General features: G+C 43.2%; 18 protein-coding genes. 7 read left to right on the top strand and 11 right to left on the bottom strand.

Translation table 11 applies throughout. The features are described 5' to 3' along the window. The first annotated feature begins 50 nt into the window (after positions 1 to 50). Entirely contained in the window at positions 51 to 998 is a 948-nt protein-coding gene (locus tag G458_RS0107125; RefSeq protein WP_026951291.1) for an FAD-dependent oxidoreductase, read from the top strand. Positions 999 to 1083: 85 nt separating this feature from the next. Further along, complete coding sequence (locus tag G458_RS0107120; RefSeq protein WP_026951290.1) at positions 1084 to 2481, top strand: MFS transporter; 1398 nt, start codon at positions 1084 to 1086, stop codon at positions 2479 to 2481. Positions 2482 to 2604: 123 nt separating this feature from the next. Here the strand turns inward: G458_RS0107120 and G458_RS0107115 are convergent, their stop codons facing one another. From G458_RS0107115 to G458_RS0107105, 3 genes are all read right to left on the bottom strand, one after another. Then, a complete protein-coding gene (locus G458_RS0107115; protein ID WP_026951289.1) occupies positions 2605 to 3882 on the bottom strand; it encodes a serine hydrolase domain-containing protein in 1278 nt (425 codons plus the stop codon). A gap of 92 nt (positions 3883 to 3974) precedes the next feature. Then, a complete protein-coding gene (locus tag G458_RS0107110) occupies positions 3975 to 5477 on the bottom strand; it encodes a S1C family serine protease (RefSeq protein ID WP_026951288.1) in 1503 nt (500 codons plus the stop codon). Positions 5478 to 5641: 164 nt separating this feature from the next. Further along, a complete protein-coding gene (locus tag G458_RS0107105; RefSeq protein ID WP_026951287.1) occupies positions 5642 to 6070 on the bottom strand; it encodes an Hsp20/alpha crystallin family protein in 429 nt (142 codons plus the stop codon). Between the two features lie 185 nt (positions 6071 to 6255). Here G458_RS0107105 and G458_RS20350 point away from each other — a divergent pair, with 185 nt between their 5' ends. Beyond that, positions 6256 to 8751, top strand: a complete 2496-nt coding sequence (locus G458_RS20350) for a mechanosensitive ion channel family protein (RefSeq protein WP_051287097.1) — start codon at positions 6256 to 6258, stop codon at positions 8749 to 8751. A gap of 38 nt (positions 8752 to 8789) precedes the next feature. Here the strand turns inward: G458_RS20350 and G458_RS0107095 are convergent, their stop codons facing one another. Then, positions 8790 to 8981 carry a cold-shock protein gene (locus tag G458_RS0107095; protein WP_026951286.1) on the bottom strand — a complete coding sequence of 64 codons (192 nt, stop codon included), beginning with the start codon at positions 8979 to 8981 and terminating at the stop codon, positions 8790 to 8792. Positions 8982 to 9068: 87 nt separating this feature from the next. Here G458_RS0107095 and G458_RS0107090 point away from each other — a divergent pair, with 87 nt between their 5' ends. Further along, on the top strand, positions 9069 to 9560 hold the full coding sequence (locus tag G458_RS0107090; RefSeq protein ID WP_026951285.1) for a SixA phosphatase family protein: 492 nt from the start codon (positions 9069 to 9071) through the stop codon (positions 9558 to 9560). Here the strand turns inward: G458_RS0107090 and G458_RS0107085 are convergent. From G458_RS0107085 to G458_RS0107065, 5 genes are all read right to left on the bottom strand, one after another. Then, positions 9557 to 10291, bottom strand: a complete 735-nt coding sequence (locus G458_RS0107085; protein ID WP_026951284.1) for an SDR family NAD(P)-dependent oxidoreductase — start codon at positions 10289 to 10291, stop codon at positions 9557 to 9559. The two genes, G458_RS0107090 and G458_RS0107085, sit on opposite strands and share 4 nt — an antisense overlap. A 35-nt stretch (positions 10292 to 10326) precedes the next feature. After that, on the bottom strand, positions 10327 to 11724 hold the full coding sequence (gene hslU, locus G458_RS0107080) for an ATP-dependent protease ATPase subunit HslU (RefSeq protein ID WP_026951283.1): 1398 nt from the start codon (positions 11722 to 11724) through the stop codon (positions 10327 to 10329). A 68-nt stretch (positions 11725 to 11792) separates the two neighbouring features. Continuing rightward, on the bottom strand, positions 11793 to 14270 hold the full coding sequence (lon, locus tag G458_RS0107075) for an endopeptidase La (protein ID WP_026951282.1): 2478 nt from the start codon (positions 14268 to 14270) through the stop codon (positions 11793 to 11795). Positions 14271 to 14514: 244 nt separating this feature from the next. After that, positions 14515 to 16560, bottom strand: a complete 2046-nt coding sequence (locus tag G458_RS0107070) for a Kelch repeat-containing protein (RefSeq protein ID WP_026951281.1) — start codon at positions 16558 to 16560, stop codon at positions 14515 to 14517. A gap of 10 nt (positions 16561 to 16570) precedes the next feature. After that, entirely contained in the window at positions 16571 to 17833 is a 1263-nt protein-coding gene (locus G458_RS0107065; protein ID WP_026951280.1) for a hypothetical protein, read from the bottom strand. Between the two features lie 286 nt (positions 17834 to 18119). On the opposite strand from G458_RS0107065, the gene G458_RS0107055 reads away from it, so the two are divergent. Genes G458_RS0107055 through G458_RS20345 form a run of 3 tightly spaced genes read left to right on the top strand, consistent with a single transcriptional unit; the run spans position 18120 to position 22491 of the window. After that, on the top strand, positions 18120 to 20513 hold the full coding sequence (locus G458_RS0107055; RefSeq protein WP_026951279.1) for a P-loop NTPase family protein: 2394 nt from the start codon (positions 18120 to 18122) through the stop codon (positions 20511 to 20513). 11 nt (positions 20514 to 20524) lie between these two features. Continuing rightward, positions 20525 to 21220 carry a hypothetical protein gene (locus G458_RS0107050; protein WP_026951278.1) on the top strand — a complete coding sequence of 232 codons (696 nt, stop codon included), beginning with the start codon at positions 20525 to 20527 and terminating at the stop codon, positions 21218 to 21220. Beyond that, entirely contained in the window at positions 21220 to 22491 is a 1272-nt protein-coding gene (locus tag G458_RS20345; RefSeq protein WP_035467886.1) for a cation:proton antiporter domain-containing protein, read from the top strand. The genes G458_RS0107050 and G458_RS20345 overlap by 1 nt, the downstream gene beginning before the upstream one ends. Positions 22492 to 22541: 50 nt before the next feature. On the opposite strand, the gene rseP is transcribed toward G458_RS20345, so the two are convergent. Beyond that, on the bottom strand, positions 22542 to 23861 hold the full coding sequence (gene rseP / locus G458_RS0107040) for an RIP metalloprotease RseP (protein ID WP_026951277.1): 1320 nt from the start codon (positions 23859 to 23861) through the stop codon (positions 22542 to 22544). Next, positions 23862 to 25028, bottom strand: a complete 1167-nt coding sequence (locus G458_RS0107035; RefSeq protein ID WP_026951276.1) for a 1-deoxy-D-xylulose-5-phosphate reductoisomerase — start codon at positions 25026 to 25028, stop codon at positions 23862 to 23864. It abuts the gene before it with no gap. Between the last annotated feature and the right edge of the window lie 54 nt (positions 25029 to 25082).

Below are 25082 nucleotides of genomic sequence, written 5' to 3'. Positions count from 1 at the left end.
CTTAAGAGAAAATCCATTATTAAATCTTTCTGAAAACCCATTGAATTTTCATGCAAAAAGTCACCGTCGTAGGTTCTGGAATTATTGGTTTGACTGCAGCAATCGCTTTGCAGGAATCTGGATTCACCGTCCGGATTTTGGCAAAAGACCAATGGGAATCTACCCTTTCCCGTAAAGTCGGAGCCGTTTGGTTTCCCTATGCCATCGAACCCAAAGACAAATCCAGTCTTTGGGCAGCAACAGCCTATCATCGGTACAAGTCTGAGGAAGGAATTGCAGCAGGGGTCTCTTTCATTCCATTTTTGAATGCCTACACGGATGAAAAAAAAGAAGAATGGGTCAATGAATTACCAAAAGGCACGGTCCGAAAAGCTACTCAAGAGGAACTTCCCATGGGAATGGAAAAAGGATTTATCGCTGAAGTCCCCTTAGCTGAGCCTCCACTCTATCTCCCCTATTTATTGGAAAAATTCCTTGCACAGGGAGGTACTTTTGAGCAAAAAACAATTTCCAGTCTTTCCGAATTGGCAGCTTTGGATGGATGGGTGATAAACTGTACAGGTTTGGGAGCCAAAATAATCTGTAAGGACCGGGACCTTCACCCGATGCGCGGTCAGATTCTAAGAGTCGAAAAACTGGATGTCCCCTCCTTTGCTGATCCCACCCGTAAAGGAGCTCTCTCTTACATCATCCAAAGAAGTCAAGATTGTGTGATCGGCGGAACTGACTATGAAGACGATTGGAATGAGGAAATAGATCCAGAAGACACCACTCGAATCCTGACTCGCCTGAAAGGTTTTGGAATAAACTCGGATCCAAAGCTCTTAGAAATTATTGTTGGTCTCCGTCCCAAAAGAAGTGCAGTCCGATTTGAATTCGACCCCGATTTCCCGAATGTCTTTCATAATTACGGGCATGGAGGAGCAGGCTTCACCGTAGCTTGGGGATGTGCCACAGAGTTGGCAGAGATTTTAAAAAAAGCTCAAATGAGGAATTGAATAATCTAGAAGGGAAATGAACCGAATGCGGGTTTATTTCCTTTTTTTACGATACCGCTAAACACCATTTTTATAGAGATTTCGAATGAATTCAACGGAATTAAGCATTAGGAACAAAAGAATTCTTCCCGTCATTTTGGCCACGGCGATTTTTATGTTGATGCTGGATTCTACGATTTTGAATACTTCTCTGCCAGCCATTGCGGAGGACTTGGAAGAATCTCCGCTAAATATGCAGAATGCCATCATCAGCTACGTGTTGACGGTTGCCCTGCTTATGCCAATCAGCGGATTTATGGCGGACCGATTTGGAACCAAAAAGATCTTTATCGGAGCTTTGACGCTTTTCGCTTTGGGATCCTTGTTTTGCTCCTTGTCCCAAAACCTCAACCAACTGGTTATCTCCAGAGTCATTCAAGGGGTCGGTGGAAGTATGATGACTCCTGTGGGAAGGCTAACTCTGATCAAATCTTTTCCGAAAAATGAGCTTGTTCAGGCCATGAATTATGCCATTGTCCCGGCACTCATCGGTCCAATCTTAGGACCTTTGGTAGGTGGGTATTTGGTGGATTATGCTTCTTGGCATTGGATCTTTCTGATCAACCTACCCATTGCATTCTTGGGAATCATTCTCAGTCTAATTTACCTTCCGGACTTCCGTCAAAAATCCGTTGGCTTTGACCTAAAGGGCTTCCTGATCTTTGCTGCAGCCACGTTTATCCTTTCCATTACTTTAGAACTATTAGGCAATTCAGTCCAGACCACTCCGCTCCTTTTGGGATTGGCCTTGGGCTTCCTTTTGTTGGTTTATTATTATCGGCATGCCCGAAAAGAAGAAGAACCCATTTTCCCTTTGGATCTTTTTCAAGTCCGGACCTTTCGGGTGGGTATTTTGGGGAATTTGGCTACCAGACTCGGAATTTCCTCGGTGCCTCTGCTTTTACCTTTGATGATTCAAATAGCCTATCAAGAGTCCGCTGTAGTTTCCGGCTGGATGCTAGCTCCCATGGCTTTGACAGCCATGCTGGGTAAATCTGTAGTCATCCGAATCTTGAACAAGTTTGGCTATCGGTCCACATTGATGACCAATACCTTTATCATCGGGCTACTGATATGCAGTTTTTCCATCCCCGGTCTGGACAAATCCATCTATTGGCACCTGCCGATAATTTTGGTCATTGGTTTTTTTAATTCTATTCAGTTTACCTCAATGAATTCCATCGCCATCGCGGATCTAAGACCTTACCAAACCAGTAGTGGAAACTCCCTACTTTCGGTCAATCAGCAGTTGGCAATTGGTTTTGGAGTTGCATTTGGCTTGATTGTTTTGAAAATGTTCCGGGGGGACTTGGGATTAAGCCAAGATGAAATCCATTGGGCATTTCGCTTTACTTTTTTAATCATAGGAACCCTAACCATGCTCTCGGCACTGGTTTTCAGACGACTGCACTTTAAAGACGGAGAAAATCTAAAGGCGGAATAGTAAACTAAATAATCAAAATACCAGGTTTAAGGCTTTGGACCTTTATCCTAAAACTGGACACAGAAACTGCCTCTGATCACTGAGACTGATCACTCAAATAACTTTCTTCCCCATAAATCAACTCTATTCCACCAGGCTAAACACCATTTGTCTAAACTTCCAGCCTGTCTCATCCCCGTTTCCGGCTCCAGAGGTCTGCTTAAAGATCAAGCCGATGATTCCCGTCTTTGGATCTGCAAAATATTGGGTGTTGAAATAGCCTCCCCAGTCAAAAGTTCCAAGACTACCAATCCCTCCAAGCTGAACTCCTTTTTCATCGACTAATCCAAAGGCTAGTCCATAGTCTTTTCCTCCATCGCCCAGCAGATCCCCTACTTGGTTGGTCATGATTGTCTGAATGGTAGGGGGACTCAAGATCCTTTTGCCATTGTAGATTCCTCCATTGAGGTACATCTGTAAAAACCGAGCATAATCCTCGGTGGTGCTGGATAGCCCGGCTCCACCTGAGAAAAAAGTCTTAGCCCCTGTTTTGGGATAAGCAGGATCGTAAAAAGTCACCGGAAAAGGAGCCCATTTGCCTTCTTTTCTTGTATGTACCGTAACCAATCTCGGAACTTGGATGTCATTTAAATAAAACCGGGTATCGTTCATTCCCAAAGGATCAAAGATTCGGGTCTTCAAAAACTGATCAAAGGGCATTCCCGACACCACTTCTATGAAATAACCCAACACATCCAATCCTTCGCTATAAGTATATTTCACGCCAGGTTCATGGTGCAGTGGCAGCTTCGCAAGCCTCATGACACTTTCTTTGATTGTAATATTTTCTGTGGTAAAAAGGTCAGTGACTCCAGCCTTGTGGTAAATCATTCGCATTCGTTCATCCCCGTCAATGACCCCATAGCCCAAGCCTGAGGTATGGGTCAAGAGATGCCTGATGGTGATTTCCTTGGAGCTTGATTTTGTTGTATAAGTCGTATCTGCATAGCGAAAAGTATTCAGTACTTGAGGATTTTTGAACTCAGGAATGTATTTGGAAATAGGATCATCCAGACGGAATTTCCCTTCTTCCCAAAGGATCATCACTGCCGTGGAAGTGATCGCCTTGGTTTGGGAAGCAATCCGGAAAATTGAGTTTTTCTCCATGGCTTTCCCGCTTTCCACATCCGAAAATCCTTTAGCTGCATGATAAACTACTTGCCCGTTTTTCACCACCATGGCTACCAAACCAGGCACTTGGTCTTTTAGAATAGCTTCATCCAGCATTGCATCCAGCTTCCCCAGTCTTTCTTTGGAAATTCCAGGTACAGAGGAATTGACTGAAGTGGATAGGGTTTGGGAAAAGAGCTCTGTGGAAAAGCCAAGGACGAAAAGTATTAGTAATAAAGATCTTGTTTTCATAAGGTTATGGGGTTAAGGCAGGAGGAAAGTACAAAATTTTAGCACAAAAAAAGGCCGGTAAATACCGGCCTCTTCATGAATTCTATAAATTCTTAATCGATTTGAAGTTCGAAGTAATAATCTGTACCATCAGGGAACATTCCCAAAATGACGATTTCTTCTCCTCTGTGATCTTCCAAGAAGTCAATTAATTCCTGAGCACTACCGATTTTGGTTCTACCGTTGTCAGCGATTGCCGAGGTAATGATAAAGCCATTTCTTGCACCGGCTTTTCTCCAAGCTTCATTGCTGTTGGACTTGATCACAGCTCCACCGGAAATCTCCAGTTGCTGTTTTTGACTTTCACGAAGATCCTCAAACTGCAAGCCTCCAAAAGTGAAGGCTTTTGGCGCTTCCCGCTTGACGATATTGGTGTCACCTGAGAAGTTCTTGAGAGTGGCTGAGGTTTTAGAAGTTTTTCCATCGCGGATATATTCCACTTCTACTTTATCTCCAGGTCGCTTCCTTGCCACCATTTCTTGAAGCATGGCTACATTGTTGACGGCCCGACCATCGATGGTGATGATGATATCGCCTTCTTTGATACCGGCTTCTTTACCGGCAGAATTTTCATTCACTCCACCCACATAGACACCTTGCTCAACAGGGAATTTCTTGTTCAGTAAATCTGCTAATTCAGGACTGACGTTCTGGATACTTACTCCCAAAAGTCCACGCTGAACAGCTCCATATTTCATCAGGTCATCCATCACCTTCTTGACCAAGGTACTTGGGACAGCAAAGGAATAGCCTGAAAATGTTCCTGTACGCGTAGCAATAGCCGTATTGATCCCAATCAGCTCCCCGGCCAAATTCACCAATGCTCCCCCTGAATTTCCCGGATTTACCACTGCGTCAGTTTGAAGGAAAGATTCAATTTGAAGGTTGTTTTCCACATCTCTTAGAATCCCGATATTTCTGGCTTTGGCAGAGATGATCCCTGCTGTGACGGTGGAATTCAAATCAAATGGATTGCCTACCGCAAGTACCCATTCTCCGATTCTGGTATTGTCAGAATCTCCAAATTTGACAAAGGGTAGATTGTTGGCTTCAATTTTCAACAAGGCTAAATCCGTAGTCGGATCTGTACCGATGATGGTTGCCTCGTATCTTTTGTTGTTTTCTAGGGAAATGTCCACTTTGGTCGCTCCATCGATCACGTGGTTATTCGTGACGATATATCCATCCGAAGAGATAATCACTCCTGAACCTGAGCTCATCGGCATAGTACTCCCGCCTTGGCCTTGATTTCCTCTGGGATCAGGAATTCCAAAAAACTCCTGAATCGGATCTCTCTGAGCCCTTGGGCTGTAGGCAACTTGGCTCTTCACGTGTACAACCGCCGGAGTGACCATCTGTGCTGAGGCCACAAAATTAATCCCATCAGGGATCGTGAAATTTTCTCCGGAAAGCATGTTGACAAAACTCGCCTGCTGCTTCTCGTCGAAGCTCTGTCCATTTTGGGGCTTGATCAGAAAACTCACCCCTGCTAATGCCATAACTCCTCCAAGAAAAGCGGCCAGTAGCATTCCAAGAAAGAATTGTTTTTTACTCATATCGTTTTTTTCCTTTCGTTTAGATTCCACAATTTTCTAATCCTAATACATTTTTTAAAAGCTTTAGGATCACTGAATGTCATCAAATTAACAAGAATTAACCGCTTTTTGATTTCATTTCGGGATTAAAAAAAATGAAAGAGCAGGATCTCCCTGCTCTTGGCTTACTTCACGACAATGCTCGCTTTGCTTGTCTTTTTTTCCTTTTTAGGAAGATTTACTTTAAGAACTCCGTCCTCATAGCTTGCTTCCACTTTTTCTTCAATGACATCCTCCGGGATAAAAAAGGATCTTCTAAATGACCCATACTGAGTTTCAATACTATGGAAGTTTTTGCCTTCTTTTTTTTCCTCAAACTTTCGTTCTCCAGAAATGGTCAACTTCCCATCTGTCAAGTCAATATGAAAGTCTGACTTTTTCACACCGGGAACTGCCACTTGAATTTCATAGGCTTTTTCATCCTCAGAAATATCCACTGAAGGACTGAATTGCTTGATGGATGGACCAAAGGAATCCTGAAAGAATCTGTCCAATAATCCGCTGAAGGTAGCCGGCATCTGCGGCTCGAGTTGATTATATCTTACAAGTTTCATAGTTGTGTTGGTTTTGTTTTACACCTCTCCACATGTAAATTTCATACCAGTGAAATTTTTCAGTCATTTTGTCTCTTTTTATCTCATATCCCAAGGAAAAAGGGACATATTGACCTATTCACCAAACAAAAAGTAACCTCCCTTCCTGAGAATTATTACTATTTTTATTTTCTTGACAAAGCCCTATGAAACTTCGCATTGATCTGCTTTTCCTGCTTTTCAGCTTTTTCTTTTTTGCCCTAATCGGCAAGCCAGCTTATGCCCAAGAAAAGTCCGATAGCCTGCTGGTTTCCAAAAAAGACAGCCTTGTCGTCCTCACAGGCCCAATTAATTCATCGGACAGCCTATCCAAAGAGTTTGCTCCTACCCTGGATGAATTAATCAAGAAAGGCAGGCGATTCACCCTTCAATCCAATGAGATTAAGCTGGAACTGGAAAAAACCTTGGACACCTTGACCCTGGAAAGAGAGATTTGGGAATTGCGGGGAATAGTAGATGCCTTGGAAGAACGGAAAAACATCTCCAATCCTAACTTCAACTTCCGGTATGTTAATGCCCTGGACAGGATTTTGGAGAAGGCCCTGGAGGAATCCCTGGAGCTGGATGAAATCATTCAAAGTAAGCTCGACAGACTCTACTTCCAAGACAGCTTGCTCAGCAATATCCGAAACGACAACTTCTTCAAATACAAAATCAGGGACTCTCTTTTGCTCCCAGATTATAGCCAAGAGATCAGTTCTCTAAAGAAAAATATCCAGTCCATTGACAGCGCGATTTTTTACCAAGAACTCCAGGCCGCAAGATTTCAGTCCCAAATCAGCAACATTAATATCAAAATAAGGGAGCTTCAAAATTATGTCTCCAAGAGCAAGCGAAAGCTGGAAAAGAACCTTCTATCCAAGGAAATTAATTTTCTGTGGGAGGACTATTCGATTGCCTCCCCCAAGTCCATCCTCAGCATAACTTTGGAGTCTCTGGATCTAAACTGGACTCTGTTTAAACAGCAGGTTTTTGCCTATCGCTATAGTGCCTTGATAGCTATACTGGTCATTATTGGGATGGTTTACTATGTAAAAAGCCTCTTAGCAGAGCTTAAAAAAGAGGAAACTGATTCCAAAAACCACATGATGCTCGGGAAGCTTTTCTTCTTGAAGAAATCCCCGACAGTGGGAGTTATCTTGGGACTTAGCCCAATATTGATCTTCCTTTTTGACCTCACCTCCATCACCTTTGTTACATTCATTATTTTCTTACAGGTGATTTTGTGTACATGGGTAATCCTTAAATCCTATTCCAGGCAGTTGGTAAAAAAATGGCTTGTTATCGTTTTAGTATTTGTCTTTTTCACCCTCAGCAATCTTTATTGGGAAATTGCCTACCAGGAGCGAATGTATTTCCTGATTGGAAGCCTTTTAGTCATCTATCTGTTGGCTTGGGCAAAGGAAAAGTTTAACAGTGACAATTCCAGTGAAGCCAAACTACTGATCAGCCTCCGGGTGTTTACCATTGTTCTGCTGGGAATATCGGTACTGGCAAACTTATTGGGAAGATTCAGCCTGGCCAAGATTCTGAGCGTGGCCGGAGTATCTGCCTTTGCACACGCAATTACCTTATACTTTTTTGTAAAAATCCTGACGGAAATAATCTACCTACTGATAGAAAGCCACAAAAAATCCGATTCGATTACCGCTTTTTTGAATTTCAGGGAAATCCAAAAACGACTGAGAAACATCCTAGTCATATTCGCGCTGGTACTTTGGGGAACTGTCCTATTACAAAACCTTGCCTTGAATGAATATTTCATCGATTCCATTATTGAAGTATTATCCAAAGAAAGGATGCTGGGCGACACTTCTTTTACTTACGGAAGCCTATTACTCTTTGCAGGTTTATTATACCTGTCCAGCATACTATCTACCAACATAGCTTATTTCATTTCGCTAAAAGATCAATCTGCTACAGACACTACTTCGAAGAAACTCGGAAGTACCGTATTAATCATCCGGCTGATTATTCTGACCGTTGGTTTTTTTGTTGCGGCCACTGCAGCCAAGATCTCCTTGGATAAAATCACTTTAGTGTTGGGAGCCCTTTCTGTCGGAATTGGCTTTGGTCTTCAGACCATCATCAACAACTTGGTTTCCGGGTTGATTTTGGCTTTTGAAAAACCCATACAAATCGGTGATGACATAGAAGTGGGGCCAAGTACAGGAAAAGTAAAAGAAATCGGAATCCGAGCCAGTAAAATTCAAGCCTATGACGGATCTGAGATTGTCGTTCCCAATGGGGATTTACTTTCCCAGCGACTGATCAATTGGACACTTTCAGATCGACGTCGAAGAGTGGAACTCCTCATTGGAGTGGCATACGATTCAGACATGCAAAAAGTCAGGGAGTTAATTCAAAAGGCACTGGAAAAAGACAGCATCATGAAATATCCCGAACCCAAAGTCTACATGCAAGCATTTGGAGACAGCTCGGTAGATTTCAGAGTTTTGTTTTGGGTGGACACGATGGATATTCATCTCGAAATGAGAAATGAAGTGATGATGTCAATCTTCGACTCATTCCATGAGAATGGCATTGAGATTCCTTTTCCAAAAAGAGATATCTACCTCAAGAACCTGCCGGAAAGGTTCGGAAATCAGGAGCCTGAAAATAAAAAATCCCCCGAGGATTAATCCGGGGGATTCTAAGCTAATACATTCAGGAGAATATCTTAGGCCTTCTTGACGTTGATGGCATTTGGTCCCTTCTTGCCGTCCTTGATGTCATAGGTCACTTTGTCGTTCTGGGCAACTTTATCAACCAACCCAGTGGCATGCACAAAAATGTCACTGTTAGATTCGTCGTCAACGATAAAGCCGAAACCTTTGGCTTCATTGTAAAATTTTACTGTTCCGGTAAACATAATAAATTGATATAATTGGAATTGTGATGGGAATAAAAGTAAAGTTTTGATTTAAAAAAACAAAAGAATCATTTTAAATCTGTCGTTATGAAGAAAATTATTTTGATTAGACACGGAAAATCAGCTTGGAACAATCCTTTTTTAGCAGATCACGATAGACCCTTGGCAGAGCGCGGATTGCGTGATGCCCCCAAAATGGCCAAGCGTCTGAAGAAAAAAAATCTCATTCCTGACCTGATTTTAAGCTCCACCGCAACACGGGCTTTTCATACAGCTCAGCTTACCCAAGAGGTGCTTGAAATTTCTCCCAAATGCCTGAATCCGGTAGAAGATCTTTATCATTCCTCCCCCAACACCATTCTAAAATACCTTCGAATGCAGAATGATCATCACCACTTGATTTTTGTGGTGGGACATAATCCCGGAATGAATGATTTGATTGAAGAATTGGGAGGAAACTTGGACAACCTGCCTACTTCAGGTCAATTTGGATTCAAATTTCACACGGACTCTTGGAAAGATATAGATGCCAAAAATGCGGAAGTCTGGTTTGTGGATTATCCCAAAAAGAAGGCTTAACCAACTGAAAAATTCCTGACATCCTGGATTACTTCTTCAAATTTCTCCGGATTGGAAACCAAGTATAATATTTTTCCGGCCACTTCTTCCGGAGTGCTGAGTTGAGCTTCAGTTTTATAGTTCAGAAATCTTTCCAATGCAGGAAAATCCTCAGCCCTAGCTTCTCGGATATCTGCCTGCATGGCCGTATCGACAATTCCAGGAGCGAGGGAATATACTTTGATCCCCTTTAGCTTCAACTCTTCCGCCGCCACTTTGGAAAACATCGCCAAACCTGCCTTACTTGTACAATATTCAGCCCAGCCAGGAAGGGGCTTATGAGCTGCTCCCGAGCTGATGTTCACTATGATTTTTGTAGCTACAGAGTCCCCATAGGCTTTGACGAAGGTATCCGTCAATATCATGGGTGAGACTAGATTCAATTGAATTGCCTGCTGGATAGTTTTTGGCTCCAGCTTACCGACAGGCTTGATTTCTCCGATCCATCCGGCATTGTTGATCAAAATGATGTTCTCAAAATCCCCTTGAGGAAATAATTCAGGGAGTTTACTTTCCAAGGTATCAAGGTCACTCAAATCCAGAGAAATCTCTTGCAAGTCCTCCCGATCCAAACCCAAAGTGGATCTGGAAATCGCCAGAATTTTAACATTCTCTAGGTTAAGGAATTCCTCTAAAATAGCTTTTCCTAATCCTTTGGAATGGCCTGTCAAAATGAGTAATGTCTTAGTCATCGCTATTAAAAAAGGCACTTTTCAGTGCCTATAAATTAAAGAATGTATTGTGAAAGATCTCGGTTTTTCACTAAAGCATTTAATCGTTCTTGGACCATTTCTTTGGTAATCATGATCTTAGAGTTTGCCTGAATCAAATCAGGAACCTCAAACAGGAAGTCATTCAAGAGATGACTCATGACCGTATGCAACCTTCTTGCGCCGATATTTTCTACTTCCTGATTGATCAAAAAGGCCAAGCGGGCGATTTCCTCAATGGCTTCCTCATTAAATTCCAAATACACCTGCTCTGCCTCAAACAAGGCCTGATATTGCTTAGTCAAGGCGTTTTTGGGTTCTCTGAGAATCCTTGAAAAATCCTCCTGAGTCAGACTTTGAAGCTCTACTCTGATCGGGAATCTACCCTGAAGTTCCGGAATCAAATCTGAGGGTTTGCTGACGTGAAATGCGCCTGCAGCTATAAAGAGCACATGATCTGTGTTGACCACACCATATTTGGTATTGACCGAGGAACCTTCCACGATAGGCAGAAGATCCCGCTGCACCCCTTCCCGGCTGACATCAGGTCCGCCTCCGTTTTTCCCGGACTTAGACGCAATTTTGTCAATTTCATCGATGAAGATAATTCCATTGTTTTCTGCTAAGCGGATTGCCTCTTCCTTGACCTCATCGTGATCAATCAGCTTGGACATCTCCTCTTCCAAAAGCACTTTTCTGGCTTCCGAAATTGTCAACTTCCGCTTTTTGGTCTTTTTGGGCATCATCCCGGAGATCATGTCCTGAAGCCCAGCCATGCTGGCATCATCGATCATTCCATTGCCAATCATCCCAATTCCCACGGGAGAACTTGCCTTGACATTGATTTCTATCTTGCGGTCATCCAACTCTCCGTTTCGCAGTTTTTCCCGAAATCTTTCCCGAGTCCTTTCATTGAGTTCGGTATCAGAGTTTGGCTCTGCATCCAGCTCTTGATTCGCATTCAACTGTCTGGTGAATCCCGCACCTTTGACCGGGGGAATCAGAATATCCAAAATTGTTTCCTCCACCGCATCAGCGGCTTTGACTTTAACTTCCTCTTTTTTGATATCCTGAACCAAATGAACGGACTGCTCGACCAGATCCCTTACCATGCTTTCTACATCGCGTCCGACATATCCGACCTCGGTAAACTTGGATGCTTCCACTTTAGTAAATGGTGCCTGTGCGATTTTTGCAAGACGCCGGGCGATTTCGGTCTTACCGACCCCGGTGCTCCCAATCATCAGGATGTTGTTGGGCACAATGTCCTTTTGGATCTCTGACTTCACCATCATTCTTCGGATCCTATTCCGAAGAGCGATGGCTACATTTCTCTTGGCATCCTTTTGCCCGATGATATATTTGTCCAACTCTTCGACGATTTGTCTGGGAGTAAGGGAGTCAATTGAATTCATGTTGTTGTGGTTTAGTTATCTTGAGCCAAAAGGCCTTTTAATCAAGCCATAGGATTTGCCAGACTTGATTAATCATTCGATTTCTTTTCGTCCGAGAAAGTAAATTTCAGAGGGTTATCCACTTTGGATTTGGTCAAGGCGATATCCAAAACTTCGCCCACTTTGTCCACGAAGTGGAATTCTATTCCTTTCACATATTGTGGATCTATTTCCTCGATATCCCGGATGTTCTTTTTGCAAAGAATGATCTCCTTAATTCCTGCTCTTTTGGCTGCTAGAATTTTTTCTTTGATACCTCCTACAGGCATTACTTTTCCGATCAAGCTGATCTCTCCGGTCATCGCCACCTTGGATTTAACCTTTCTCTGCGTATATACGGAAGCCATTGCAGTCAACATAGTAATCCCCGCAGATGGGCCATCCTTAGGTACAGCTCCTGCAGGCACGTGAATGTGCAAATCGTATTGCTCAAATACCCGATGGTCAATTCCAAGTGATTCAGCTTTGGATTTCAGGTAAGAAAGAGCAGTCATGGCTGATTCCTTCATCACATCTCCCAACTGGCCGGAAAGGGTTAATTTCCCTCTTCCACGGCTAAGGCTGGATTCTATGAACAAAATCTCTCCACCTACGCTGGTCCAGGCAAGTCCCGTCACCACTCCAGCAACGCTATTATCCTGATAGCTTTCTTTGTCGAAAATCTCAGACCCCAAAATCTTACGTACGGCCTCTGAATTGACCTTGTGGTTGTACTCCTCCTCCATCGCAATGGACTTGGCGATATTTCGGATCACCTTGCCGATAGCACGTTCCAGATTTCTAACCCCAGATTCACGGGTGTAATCCTCAATAATTTTCACCAAGGCAGCCTTTTCGAAGCTGACATCTTTGGTCTTCAAGCCATGCTCTTTTCGTTGCTTCGGCACCAAATGACGCTTGGCGATTTCCAGCTTTTCTTCCAAAGTATAACCTGTCACTTCGATGATTTCCATTCTGTCCCTCAATGCAGGCTGAATGGAATCTAAGGAATTGGCAGTGGCAATAAAGAGCACCTTGCTGAGATCATATTCCACTTCTAGGTAATTATCCAAGAAGGCGAAGTTTTGCTCAGGGTCCAGCACTTCCAAAAAGGCAGAAGAAGGATCTCCTCTGAAATCTGAGGACAGCTTATCAATCTCATCCAATACATAGACCGGATTCGAGATTTTAACCTTCTTCATATTCTGAATAATCTTACCCGGCATGGCACCGACGTAAGTTTTTCGGTGTCCACGGATTTCAGCCTCGTCATGAAGACCTCCCAAAGACATCCGGATATATTTTCTGCCCAAAGCCGCGGCAATAGATTTACCCAAAGAAGTCTTTCCTACTCCCGGAGGGCCATAGAGGCAAAGAATGGGGCCTTTTAAGTCATTTTTGAGTTTGAGCACCGCGAGATACTCGATGATCCGGTCTTTCACTTTCTCCAAACCAAAATGATCTGAATCCAGAATTGCCCGGGCATGCTTGAGGTCAAAGTTGTCTTGGGTAAATTCATTCCAAGGCAATTCGACCAAGGTTTCGCAATAATTCAGGGCAATTGGATACTCAGCTGCCGATGGGTTGATGCGAAGTATTTTGTCCAGCTCCTTTTCAAAATGCTTTTTGACTTCCGCAGGCCAGGCCTTTTGAGCTCCACGCATCCTGAGGTCTTCAACTTCTTTTTCAGGACCTTCCTCTCCTAATTCGGTTTGGAGGACCTTCATCTGCTGCCGCAAGAAATAATCCCGCTGCTGCTGGTCGATGTCGGTATGAACTTTCTTTTGAATTTCAGACTTCAGCTCCAGCATTTGGATGTCTTTCATCATGAATTCCAAAAGCAAAGTCGCACGCTCCACTCCGTCGTTGATTTCCAACAGCCGTTGCTTTGCTTCTACTGATGCGTTGATGTTGGAAGAAAGAAAATGAGTCAGGAAAGGCGTGTTGTCAATGTTGTCCAAAGCCACCTGAGCTTCTCTTGGGATTTCCGGATTCAGGTGAAGGATTTTGATTGCGGCATCTTTGAGAGATTCCTCTAATGCCTTGATCTTCTTGGAATTCTTGGGGAAGTTTTCTTCCAAATAATCCACTTTGGCAATGAAATACGGATCATCCGTAATGGTCTCACGGACTTGGAATCGCTTTTTCCCCTGAATGATGATAGTCGTGTTTCCATCCGGAAGGACAATCATCTTGATGATTTTGGCGAGCGTTCCTACATGGTATATGTCCTCCCATGCAGGATCGTCATTGTTGGGGTTGATCTGTGCGCAAACTCCGATAAGCTTGTTGCCTTTGTACGCTTTCTTGACTAGGCGAATTGATCGCTGTCTCCCCACTGTGATCGGAATGACTACCCCGGGAAAAAGAACTGTATTTCTAACGGATAAAATGGGAATTTCCTCTTCAAAGGATTCCGTCCCCTGATCTTGGTCTTCTTCGTCAGTAATCAACTGTATCAAGTCTCCTTCACCGGCATAATCACCGTTCATCAGGTTCTGGAAAATGTTATTTTCAAATTGGCTCATATATAGACAGGTTGACAGACTTGCTGTCAGTGTATCGCTAAAATAAAGGAAGAACCTCCAAAAAACGAAGGTTCTTCCTAAAGGTTCAAGACAGGTGCCAAAAGGGAAATGGGTCAGAATGGCAGAATAATCTCAATCTCACCTCTTAATTCCTTTCTAATTCAAGAAATTAGCTCTTCCCGAGTTTTAATTTCAATATTCCCCAAATCAGAATTGTAGTTCTAAGACATTTTGATTTTTCCACTCAATAAAAATACTTGGGATCTAACTCAGATATTCGGTCTCCCACCATATAGTACATCTTTCCTCTTACCACAAATCCATAGGCCGGCGGACTATCTCCTCCTGAAAGATAACTCGGAGAACTCACTTTCATGGTTTCCAGATCCAGCTCTGCAAATTGAAATTGAGATTTGGTGTAAACTTTGGTTCCAAGCCTATGAAACTGATTGACCTGAAAACTCGCAAAAATCCCATTCAGGTCTTGGACCTTAACCCAAGTGAAAGAGTTGGTGTCAAACCGATATAAAGCAGAACCTATCCCTAAATTACCAGATTCTATAATCGCAGCAGAATAGGTTTGTCCATTCCATTCAAATGTGGGAAAGGTATCCCCAAGCCCATTTGGCTGGTAAATGTCCGGGAGCTTTTCCCAAGTCCCAGTGCTGATGGTGAATTTATACCTTCGGATGTTTCCGTCAGCTCCGGTATTCCTGTCGATTTCATCTCCCTGATAATACAAGGCTCCTTGATGATAGACTATAGATTGGAATTGGGTGTCTGGGCTCGGAATATTTGGCAAGGCGGTAACTAGGTTATTGGCAGGATTGAAGGAGTAGAATTTCTTCTCAGAAACGAATTCTTGCCCATAGTAAGTCCCAAAATAAATCCTTCCTTCTGCCGCATAGGCAAAAAACTTGGTCGGATCTTGGCCTGGAACTGGGACATCCGCAAGCTTTCGGAAGGTTTTTGCAAAAATATTGATCTCAAATATCCCTTCAGGCCCCACATAGTACCCCGTATCATTTAGGCTAACGGTACGGCCCATCCCGTGATATCTGGGTTCAACAAAAATCACAGGGATACTTGGTGAGGTCCATTCTAGCATTAGGAAATTCTTGGATGGGAAACCGGCATTAGTAACCAAAACAGGAATTTCCCTGACCGCCGAAGTTCCGTATTTATAGTTGAAATTGACCTCGATTTGAGTTGGAGTAACAGAAGTAATTTGAAAGTCGAAAATGTCCCTTTCAAATTTCAGCTGATTAAAGTTGGCGGAATAGGGATTGAAATTCTCTCCTTTCAGAATAAAACTCCCTCCAAAAGACCTAAATGTATGCCTTTGATCTGGATCAATCTTGGTTTCCTTCAGTTTGAGCAGATTCGACAGAGGGTAAACTTCCCCACGGATAATCACTTCCAAGACTGGGCTGGACTCTGTGAAATTGGCATTCAGCTGAATCACAGTTTCCAATTCACCCATTTCCTTGACTTTAATGGCCCATTGATCTCCAGTCTTGTCCTTGTAGCGAATCCTTAGGTTTTCGTCATACAAATACTGCCCTTTCAGCCTAAGGTCCTGGGTATACAGCAACTCCTGGGGACCTTCCTGTGCAAAAACCGGTTTTTTGAAAGTCAAAGTCTGCTCCACACTCACCTCTTTCCCAGCCACATCCAGCACCATTTCAAAGGGCTGTGAAGGACCATTTCCCTCGACGAACGTAAGTCCGCGTGGGATTAGTATGTCAAAGTAGCTTTCGGAAATCTTGCTGACAATGGCTGTTTTATTTTGGATTCTGGCCTTGTACTGAGCAGGAGATCTGGATAGGTTCTTTGCAAAAATCCTTATCGTGTCATCATAATACACCTCGGAAGCTACTTCGATTTTTTCGATGATAAATCCTATCGCTCCCCGACTGGTAAAATCCCGAGACTTGGAATAAACCACTCCCTGCGAAGTCCGGATAAACGCCGCCACATGGATCCTTTCGTTGATTCGCATCGAATGGATGGCTTTCAATTTAAACTCCTTGGAGGGCATACCCACCTCTTTGACAAAATCAGAATCATCCAAAGTTGGACTCGGAGACCTCCCATAGACAAAGCCATATTCCAATATTTCCTCAGAACCAAAGTCATAAATATTAGCGGCAAACTCCGCCCCTTCAGAATCAACCTCCTGCACCATTACTACGCTAAACCTGGGGTTGGTTCTCGGAACCACTTCATCTTGTGCACAGGAAAACAAAATCAAGGCAACAAACCCAAAAATCAAACTTCTTACTATCATTTACTTACACTTAAAATTCAATACCTACTTGAAATGCAATTCTGTTTCTACTGTATTCCGAAAGACCTTTCATCAAATTGAACCTATAGTAATTCGATTGAGTAGTGGCCTCCAGCTCTGCAAAAATTCTGAATTTGGAAGCTGTGCGAAGGGTTGTCCCAAGCTTCAGCCCTGAAATAAATTTGGAATCCTGAAGCTCCAAAATCGGCCCTTCCGTCAAAAACACATCTTGGGAAGGCAGAAATCTCTGATCCACGATTCCATTCTCCTGAGTGACCTTTGGTGACCAAAAACCTCCCAAAATTCCCAAATACAAATCCATTCGCTGATTTTTGACCACACTGTAATTAAAACTCCAGGGGATATAAATGGCTGATTCCTTGACAGTTTCCGAACCGGTCCAATAAAAATTAGAAGATTCGTAACTGTTCAAAACTTCCGTGTTGAATACCGAATAGGCAAAACGTATCTCTGTGCTAAATCGAGGTAATCGTCTGAAATCATGAAATCTCACCCCGACAAAACCCATAAATCCAAGACTCTGATCCAGTCGGTCTTTTCTTCCTTCGAGACGAGAAGGCGAGCCTAGTGTAAAGTTATTCAGGCCTATCCCGAGTGTAGGAGAAACATAAGCCCAGGAAGATTCGGCAGCATGGACCTTATACTCCACCTCGAGGCAGTCAAAATATTCTTTGAAAAGCCGCGTCAGAGCGAATTCGGAAAAGGGTATTTTATCAATCCTGTCATATAACCCCACTCCGCAATCTCCTGTAAAAAAGGTTTTGAGCGGAACGATGAAAGGTCTCATGTATTTTCGAATTTCCTTCCCGTTCACTTCTGTTCGTTGGTAATAGGCTTTTAGCTCTTCAGTCTTTTTCAAATCACTGATGAAAAATCTTTCTTTGTAACTACTCAGAATCAATGGCCCGGAAACAATGAACTGGATGAAATTGAGCTCATCCGAGTCCGGAAGCTTTCCGGACAGAAACAATTGCCCATTTTCAAGCCCAAATCCCTGAATATCCTCTGGAGAATAGGTCGATACTGATTGCTTTGATTCAAAAACAATCTGAGAGTAAAATGTCTGATTGAAATTTCGGACAATAGTGCCAGAGATCTTTTCCCCTGAATTCAAAATCACATAATCTCCAGAACTCTCTTGGGAATAATTTATCCAAGCAGAAGGAGAACTTTTAAAGTTTTGGGAAAAAGAAGGAAGTGCAAAAATTATCAACCCTAAAAAAAGAGCACTTCGGGAAAATAGTGTATTCATGGAAACATGTTTTTCCTAAATAAATAGTAACTCTTCTAATTTCAAAGAATTCACCTATCCTACAAATTAAATAGCTGAAAATAAACCTATTATTTTTTTGACTTTGGGAGTCTTTTCTGGCTTCAAAAAAGAAAAACCATTTCTTGCTAACTTCGATCACCTTGATAACAAATCCCAGAAATTACCTTTTTCAAAAAATTCTAAAGGCTAATTCTGAAAAATCAAATTCTAAAGGATTCAGATTTATTCAGCCCATTTTTTTACTTTGAAAAAGAATTGCCTAATCATGTCAACTTTATCCGAATCCCCAAATATCCCGACAGAGTCCCAAGAATCTTTGGTGGATTTATTTCTGAATGATTTTCGGGATTTCAATCATGGGCTATCTCAAATCACTGAATCAGACGAACTCCAGATATACCTGCACCACCAAGGTATGCAGCTTATTCATTCTTTTCTGAAGGTAGAGGAGCAGTGCTTTCTGGAATTGGATGAGAGTAAAGCCACGCATTTAGCCGCGAACTATCTATTTCACTTTTCCTACCCAGACCGATTCAAATCCATTCTATTTCTGATTCGTGATTCGCTTTTCCAACTCTCTATTGCGGAATTGAGGCATTTAGAGGGCTTTATTTCTGAGGAAAAGGAAAATAACCACCGGCAGGAAGTCATGAGCTTATTGGTTCAGGAATGCCAAAAAATGGAAGGGTTTTTCTCCAGTGAATACGAAAGTATGAACAGCAGAGAGGACTTGTTCAAGCAAAAACTGGATTCCATCAAGCACTTTTCAAATCCACGAGAAATCTATAAGTCCCAGTTTGAGGCCATTCAAAAGCAACTCGATCAAATCGCCGATTGCGGACGGCAACTGAAAAAGACACAGGAGGATTACACCAAAATCCGAAAACTCGTCCTCAAAATGAAGGATGAAGTGGTGATGACCAACCGCTTTTATCAAGAAAAAACAAACCAGTGTCTGGAAGACTTGATGCTGTTGGATCAAAACCAAAAAGAAGTCGATCAGGTCATTGCCAGTTTCTCTGCTCTTTTGAGCTCCGGCAAAGCCCAGGAAATCAATTCAGATTCCAATATCCGACAGCTGGAAGATCAAATCAATCTGCTTAAAGAACTTTCCATTCCGGTGCAAACACAGGAAGGATATCTCATAATTAAGAAAGTCGATTTCCGAAAAAACACCCAAAAATGGATGGATTACCGAATTCTTCCAGAAATGATCGACCTCTGGGATCATCAAGAAGCGGTATCATCCCAGCTGCTCAACGTCGCCAATAGGATCAAAAACAGCTTGAGTTTTGCCAAAGGAGCCAGCTCTCCTCCCAATGTGCAGGGCGAAATCCAATCCTGGAAGGAGATCATTGAAAAAGAAAAACTTACCGCCAACCAAAATGAACATCCGGTTCATCTGATCGAGGAATTGCTGGAGAAAGAATTTAAAGTCTCCGAGGTTTACAGGCAGGCCGAATACCTCAAGGTACCTCTTCAGACCAATTTTGCCCGCCTAAGAAGCAGCTCCAAAAAGAAGAATATCTGGACCCAAACCATTGGTAGCCTTTGGTCCCGGCTGGGCAACAAAATGAAGGTGGTCACCCAAACCACTCCGCATCAAAAGCTGGAAATCGCATTGGGCATTTTGGAAACCCGGAATGAAAAAGAAATACCGGATCATTACCACGCTCTTTTCCAAAACAAAAACTTCCTGGGAGACCTGTTTATGGTCAGGAGACCTGCCCAAGAAGAAGAAATCAGATCTGTGGTCAACCTTTGGAAAAAAGGAAACAATCGTTCCCTTGCAGTCATTGGGCCTCCACTCAGCGGAAAATCAACCCTTTTGGAATTTGCCGCTCATTTATTTCCGGCCAAAGAAGTCCTGATCCTTCAGCCTAATGAGAACATCACGGTGGAAGGACGGAAATTCAAAACTACCGAAAATCTGGGTCAGGCCCTGAATTTCATCAGCAGATCATTGCATAACTCCCGACAGATTGTCGTGTTGGATGACCTGCATCTTTGGCGAAACGAGGAAACCTCATTGGCCGACAATGCAGCGGCCCTGATTGAGTTTATCAACACCAACTACTCCAAAGCATTTGTGATTCTGGGAATTACCAAATCACTTTGCCTTCACTTGGATACGTTAATGAATTTCTCGGAAGGGTTTACCAACCTTTTGGAAGTCAAAACCGCCAAATTTGATGAAATCTACAAAGCGGTGATGCTTCGGCATGGAGCTTCGCATAAAAAGATCTTTGAAAAAGAAGGTGTCTGGATGACGGAAATTCAAATCCGGAAAAAAATCAATTGGCTGGCCAAAAAGCACGATTTCAATATCGGAGCAGTACTTCAGGCCTGGATCTTTTGTACCGATATCCAACCCGAAGGGACAATCCGCTTTACTGAAAAAGAAACCCATCTCAACGATTTTCTTCAAACTCCCGAGCTTCTGATTTTGAAGCATTGCCTGCTGTTTGGATACTGCACAGATCTCGAGCTGAAGAGGCTATTCACTCAAAACTACGAGACAAAGTACAAGCCAGCTGTCCGAAAACTTCTGAACATCAATATTTTGGAAAGAAATACTCAAGGTCAATTGATGGTAAAAAACTCCGTAAGGCAAGACCTGTACGCTGTTTTGGTTTATCATGAATTACTCGCCAACTAGCCCCGATTGTTATGACCTCATGGAATGATTTGATCTTCTTAATTCTGACAGTTTCGGGAGTTTACCTAGTATTCTTTTTTTGCTTCCTGCTGATTTCTGATTACTTGAAAAAAAAGCGGATAAGCGACCGAAATCTCTATTGGCTCCATAGAATCCGCCTGCTGTATAAGCCGATTGCCTGGCTGATAGTCATCGGTGGATTCGTCAGTCTGGACCCATTGCCCCATGGATTCCTTGTACTTATTGTCGTGGGATTAGGATTCAGGCAACTGGAAAATTATGTCAGCGGATTGGTAATCCGATCCAGCGCTATGGTATCGGAAGGCACGGTGGTCCAAGCCGGGAAAATCCGGGGAAAAATCCAAAAAATTGCCAGCCTGGGCATGGCAATCGCTACGGATCAGGGAGAGCGCTGGGTTTGGTACAAATCCTTCAACAAAGCCGGATTTACGCTACTCTCCACCCAAGCCACTCAGCAACGGGCTATTTTCCTCAAATCCCAACTTCCCTATAATGAGATCAAAAATCTCGTTTTCAACCATCCTGTTTTGGCTTTGGGGAAGGAAATCCGACTCAAAAAAGGAAGCACAGAACACGTTTATCTCTTGCACTATACCTTGGCCAAAGGAGCCTCTAATGAGGATTTGATCAACTTCCTCCACGAAAATGAAATGGCAACCCACAATTCAGAAAATTTTGACAAGTAATGGAAATCATATCATCCTATAATCTGATCATCGAAGTATCGGTGATCATCATCTTATCCTTCCTTTTCAATGGAATTTCCAAAAAGACCAACATCCCTGCCGTTCTGCTTTTGATCGGGCTGGGGATTGGACTCCAATACATCCTCAAAAGCTACACTTCTGAGACCATGGATTTCTTCCCGATTTTGGAAGTCTTGGGAATTGTGGGCTTAATTATGATTGTGCTGGAAGCTGCTTTGGAGTTAGAGCTCAAGCGGGACAAACTCATTCCTATTCTCAAATCCCTGGGGATTGCTTTGATTGGATTGTTGGCCTCAACCTGGGCCGCAGCCTATATTCTATACTATTACATCCCGGAAATGACTTGGGAATCGGCCTGGCTCTATGCCACCCCACTTTCTATTCTCTCCAGCGCCATTATTATTCCGAGTGTGATCGGATTGAAAAGTAAAAAACGGGAGTTTCATATCTACGAAAGCACCTTTTCAGACATCTTGGGAATTATGCTTTTTTATTTCCTGAGTGGAAAGTTCAGCCCCGCCGAAGACACCGGTCTGGTGGGTTTTGGTGGAAATTTCCTCCTTACTGTCGCCATCTCCATTGTGGCCAGCTACTCCATTATCCTGATTTTCCAAAACATCAAAAGTCAGGTAAAACTCTTTTTGTTGATTGCAGTTTTGCTTTTACTCTATGCCGTCGGCAAGAAGATGCACCTCTCTTCTTTGATCATCATTTTGATTTTCGGGTTGGTAATAGCGAACATGCGCTTGTTTTTCCAGGGGAAATTGGCCCGCTGGGTCAACTTCGAGAAGGCACATCACATCTATCATGAACTCCACATCATCACGGCAGAAACTGCCTTTGTGGTCCGCACCTTCTTCTTTGTAATATTCGGATTGACCATTGCGATTACCTCACTTTTCAGTTTTGAGGTGGCGATGATCAGCACTTTGCTGATTCTTTCCATCTATGCGATCCGCTTTGTTTTGCTCCTGATTTTCGAGGGGAAAGATATTTTGCCACAAGTCTTTATCGCCCCTAGAGGTTTGATTACGGTATTGCTGTTTTATGCCATTCCTGTAGAAGCTCAGATTGCCAGTTTCGAACCGGGGATTCTACTTTTTGTCATCATCGGAACTAGTTTGATCATGACTTTTGCGATGATTTATGAGAAAAGGAGAAGCTCCAAAGCATTCCAAATAGCTGAAAGCCGAGGGGTGGGAAGTGTAAAATGGAAAGTCCCCAGTGTTCTGGAGGAAAAGTCTGAATAACAAAAAAGGCCGGAATTATCCGGCCTTACTTTTTAATCTTCTTTGGGAAATTAACTTCCGGTGAAAAACTTCAGAATATCATTTCCAATGGCAAATACCATCAATGCCAAAAGAATCACCATTCCAACTTTCTGGGCATTTTCCAAAAACTTATCGGATGGAGCTCGTCCTGATACCATTTCATAAAGCAAGAACATCACGTGTCCACCGTCCAAGGCAGGAATCGGCAATAAATTCATAAAGGCCAAAATCATGGAAATCAAACCTGTGATGCTCCAGAATTTTACCCAATCCCAAGAGGCACCATAAATTTTAGCCATTCCGATTGGACCGCTCACATTTTTAGGAGATACATCCCCTGTAAACATTTTGCCCAAAGCTTTGGCATTGACAATCACTACACCGAAGGCTTTGGAAGTCCCTTTGGAAATCGCTTCGCCAAAGGCATAATTACGCTTGACCGGCTCGATCAGGGGATTCACCGCAATTCCGATTCGGGCATCTTCGGTCACCGGAATCATCAAAGTGTCTATTGCTGAGCCCTGCTGACGGATGATTTCAGCTTCCTTATTCACCAAGCCTTTCAAGGTCGATTGCATTTCATCAAAGTAGTAAACCTCCTGTCCATTGACGGCCAGGATTTTGTCTCCAACCTCAATTCCTGCTGCTTCGGCTCCGCTTCCTTTATCCACTACCCCTACTTCAAATGGAAACCGGATTCCCACGAATTTGGAAAATGCTTCCTCTGAATTAAACGTATTGATAAAGCCTCTAGGGATTGCGATTTGAAGAGTTTCTCCATCACGGTCCACCGTGTAGTATCCATCCTCGCTCAATAAGGCAGCTCCGCTAGTCAGGTCCGTGATGCTGTTATATGGTTCACCGTTTATGTCTAATATCTTGTCCCCCGTCTGAAGTCCGATGGATTCACCGTATTCATAGGCTACAATTCCATTTTCGATGATTTGATCACGGGAAAAATAAGTTTCTCCATTGTTATACACCAAAAACACAAAAATGACAATCCCGGTGATCACATTCACGATAATCCCGCCCAGCATTACGATCAAGCGCTGCCATGCCGGCTTGGATCGGAATTCCCAAGGCTGAGGCTCTGCAGCCATCTGCTCGGTATCCATGGATTCATCTACCATCCCGGAGATTTTTACAAATCCTCCTAATGGAATAGCCCCGATGGAATATTCCGTTTCACCCCATTGGAATCCTGCAATCTTTGGAGGAAAGCCAATGGAGAATTTTTCTACTCTCATGCCAAACATTTTGGCGGTAAGCAAGTGTCCCAGCTCGTGAAGGCCTACCAAAATAGACAAGCCCAGCAACAGCTGGCCCACCATGATCAAAGTTTCCATTTATACTCTAGACTTTATTAAATTTTCAGTTACTTCTCTTGCCCGCAGATCTGTCTGCACATAATCTTCCAAACTTGGACGGGCAATAAATTCCGTTTGGATCATTGTTTCGGCTATCAAATCCGACATTTCCAGAAACCCTACTTCCCGGTTCAAAAATGCAGCCACAGCAATTTCGTTGGCAGCATTGAGTACACAAGGAGCATTGCCCCCTTTTGCCAAAGCATCAAAGGCAAGTTGGAGATTCCGGAAAGTCTCAAGATCCGGTTGCTCGAAGGTCAATTGTGGGTATCTGGTGAAGTCAAATCGCTCGAAGTCACTCTTCAAACGATGTGGATAGCTCAAGGCAAACTGAATTGGGATACGCATATCCGGGAGTCCAAGTTGTGCTTTGATCGAACCGTCTTCAAATTGCACCAGGGAATGGATGATACTTTGAGGATGCACGACTACTTCGATCTGCTCGGTTTTCAAGCCGAAAAGCCATTTTGCCTCGATGACTTCCAGGCCTTTGTTCATCAATGAGGCCGAATCAATGGTAATCTTGGCACCCATATCCCAGTTGGGATGTTTGAGCGCCTGCTCCCGGGTGACAGTCTCCAAAAAAGACCGATCTTTTCCACGGAATGGACCACCTGAGGCAGTCAGGATTATTTTCTCAATCGGATTATGAAATTCCCCAACCAAACATTGGAAAATGGCAGAATGCTCTGAGTCCACCGGATAGATATTCACACCGTTTTCCCTGGCCAAAGCGGTGATAATCTCGCCGGCCACCACCAAAGTCTCCTTGTTGGCTAAAGCTATCTGCTTTCCGGCTTTGATGGCATGCACCGTCGGAATCAATCCCGAATATCCTACCAAGGCCGTCAGAACCACGTCGATGGAATCCATTTCCACGACTTGAGCAATGGACTTTTGCCCTGCAAAAACCTTGATATCATGCGGAATCAAAGCTTCTTTGACCTGTTGATATTTGGATTCATTGCCAATGACCACGGCATTAGGCTGGAATTCCAAAGCCTGTTCTATAAGGAGATCACAGTTGTTTTGTGCAGTAAGGACCTCTACGACAAAATCTTCCGGGTGCTTTCGGATGACCTCTAAAGTTTGGGTTCCAATACTTCCTGTACTTCCCAGGATGGCTATACGCTTGGGTTCTATCATTCAGATCGATTCTTACCAATGTAAAAACCTTCCGGACGACGGAAGGTTCTGTCT

This window comes from Algoriphagus mannitolivorans DSM 15301 (assembly GCF_000429425.1).
Classification (GTDB): Bacteria; Bacteroidota; Bacteroidia; order Cytophagales; family Cyclobacteriaceae; genus Algoriphagus; species Algoriphagus mannitolivorans.
This window is presented reverse-complemented; position numbering and strand designations above follow the sequence as displayed.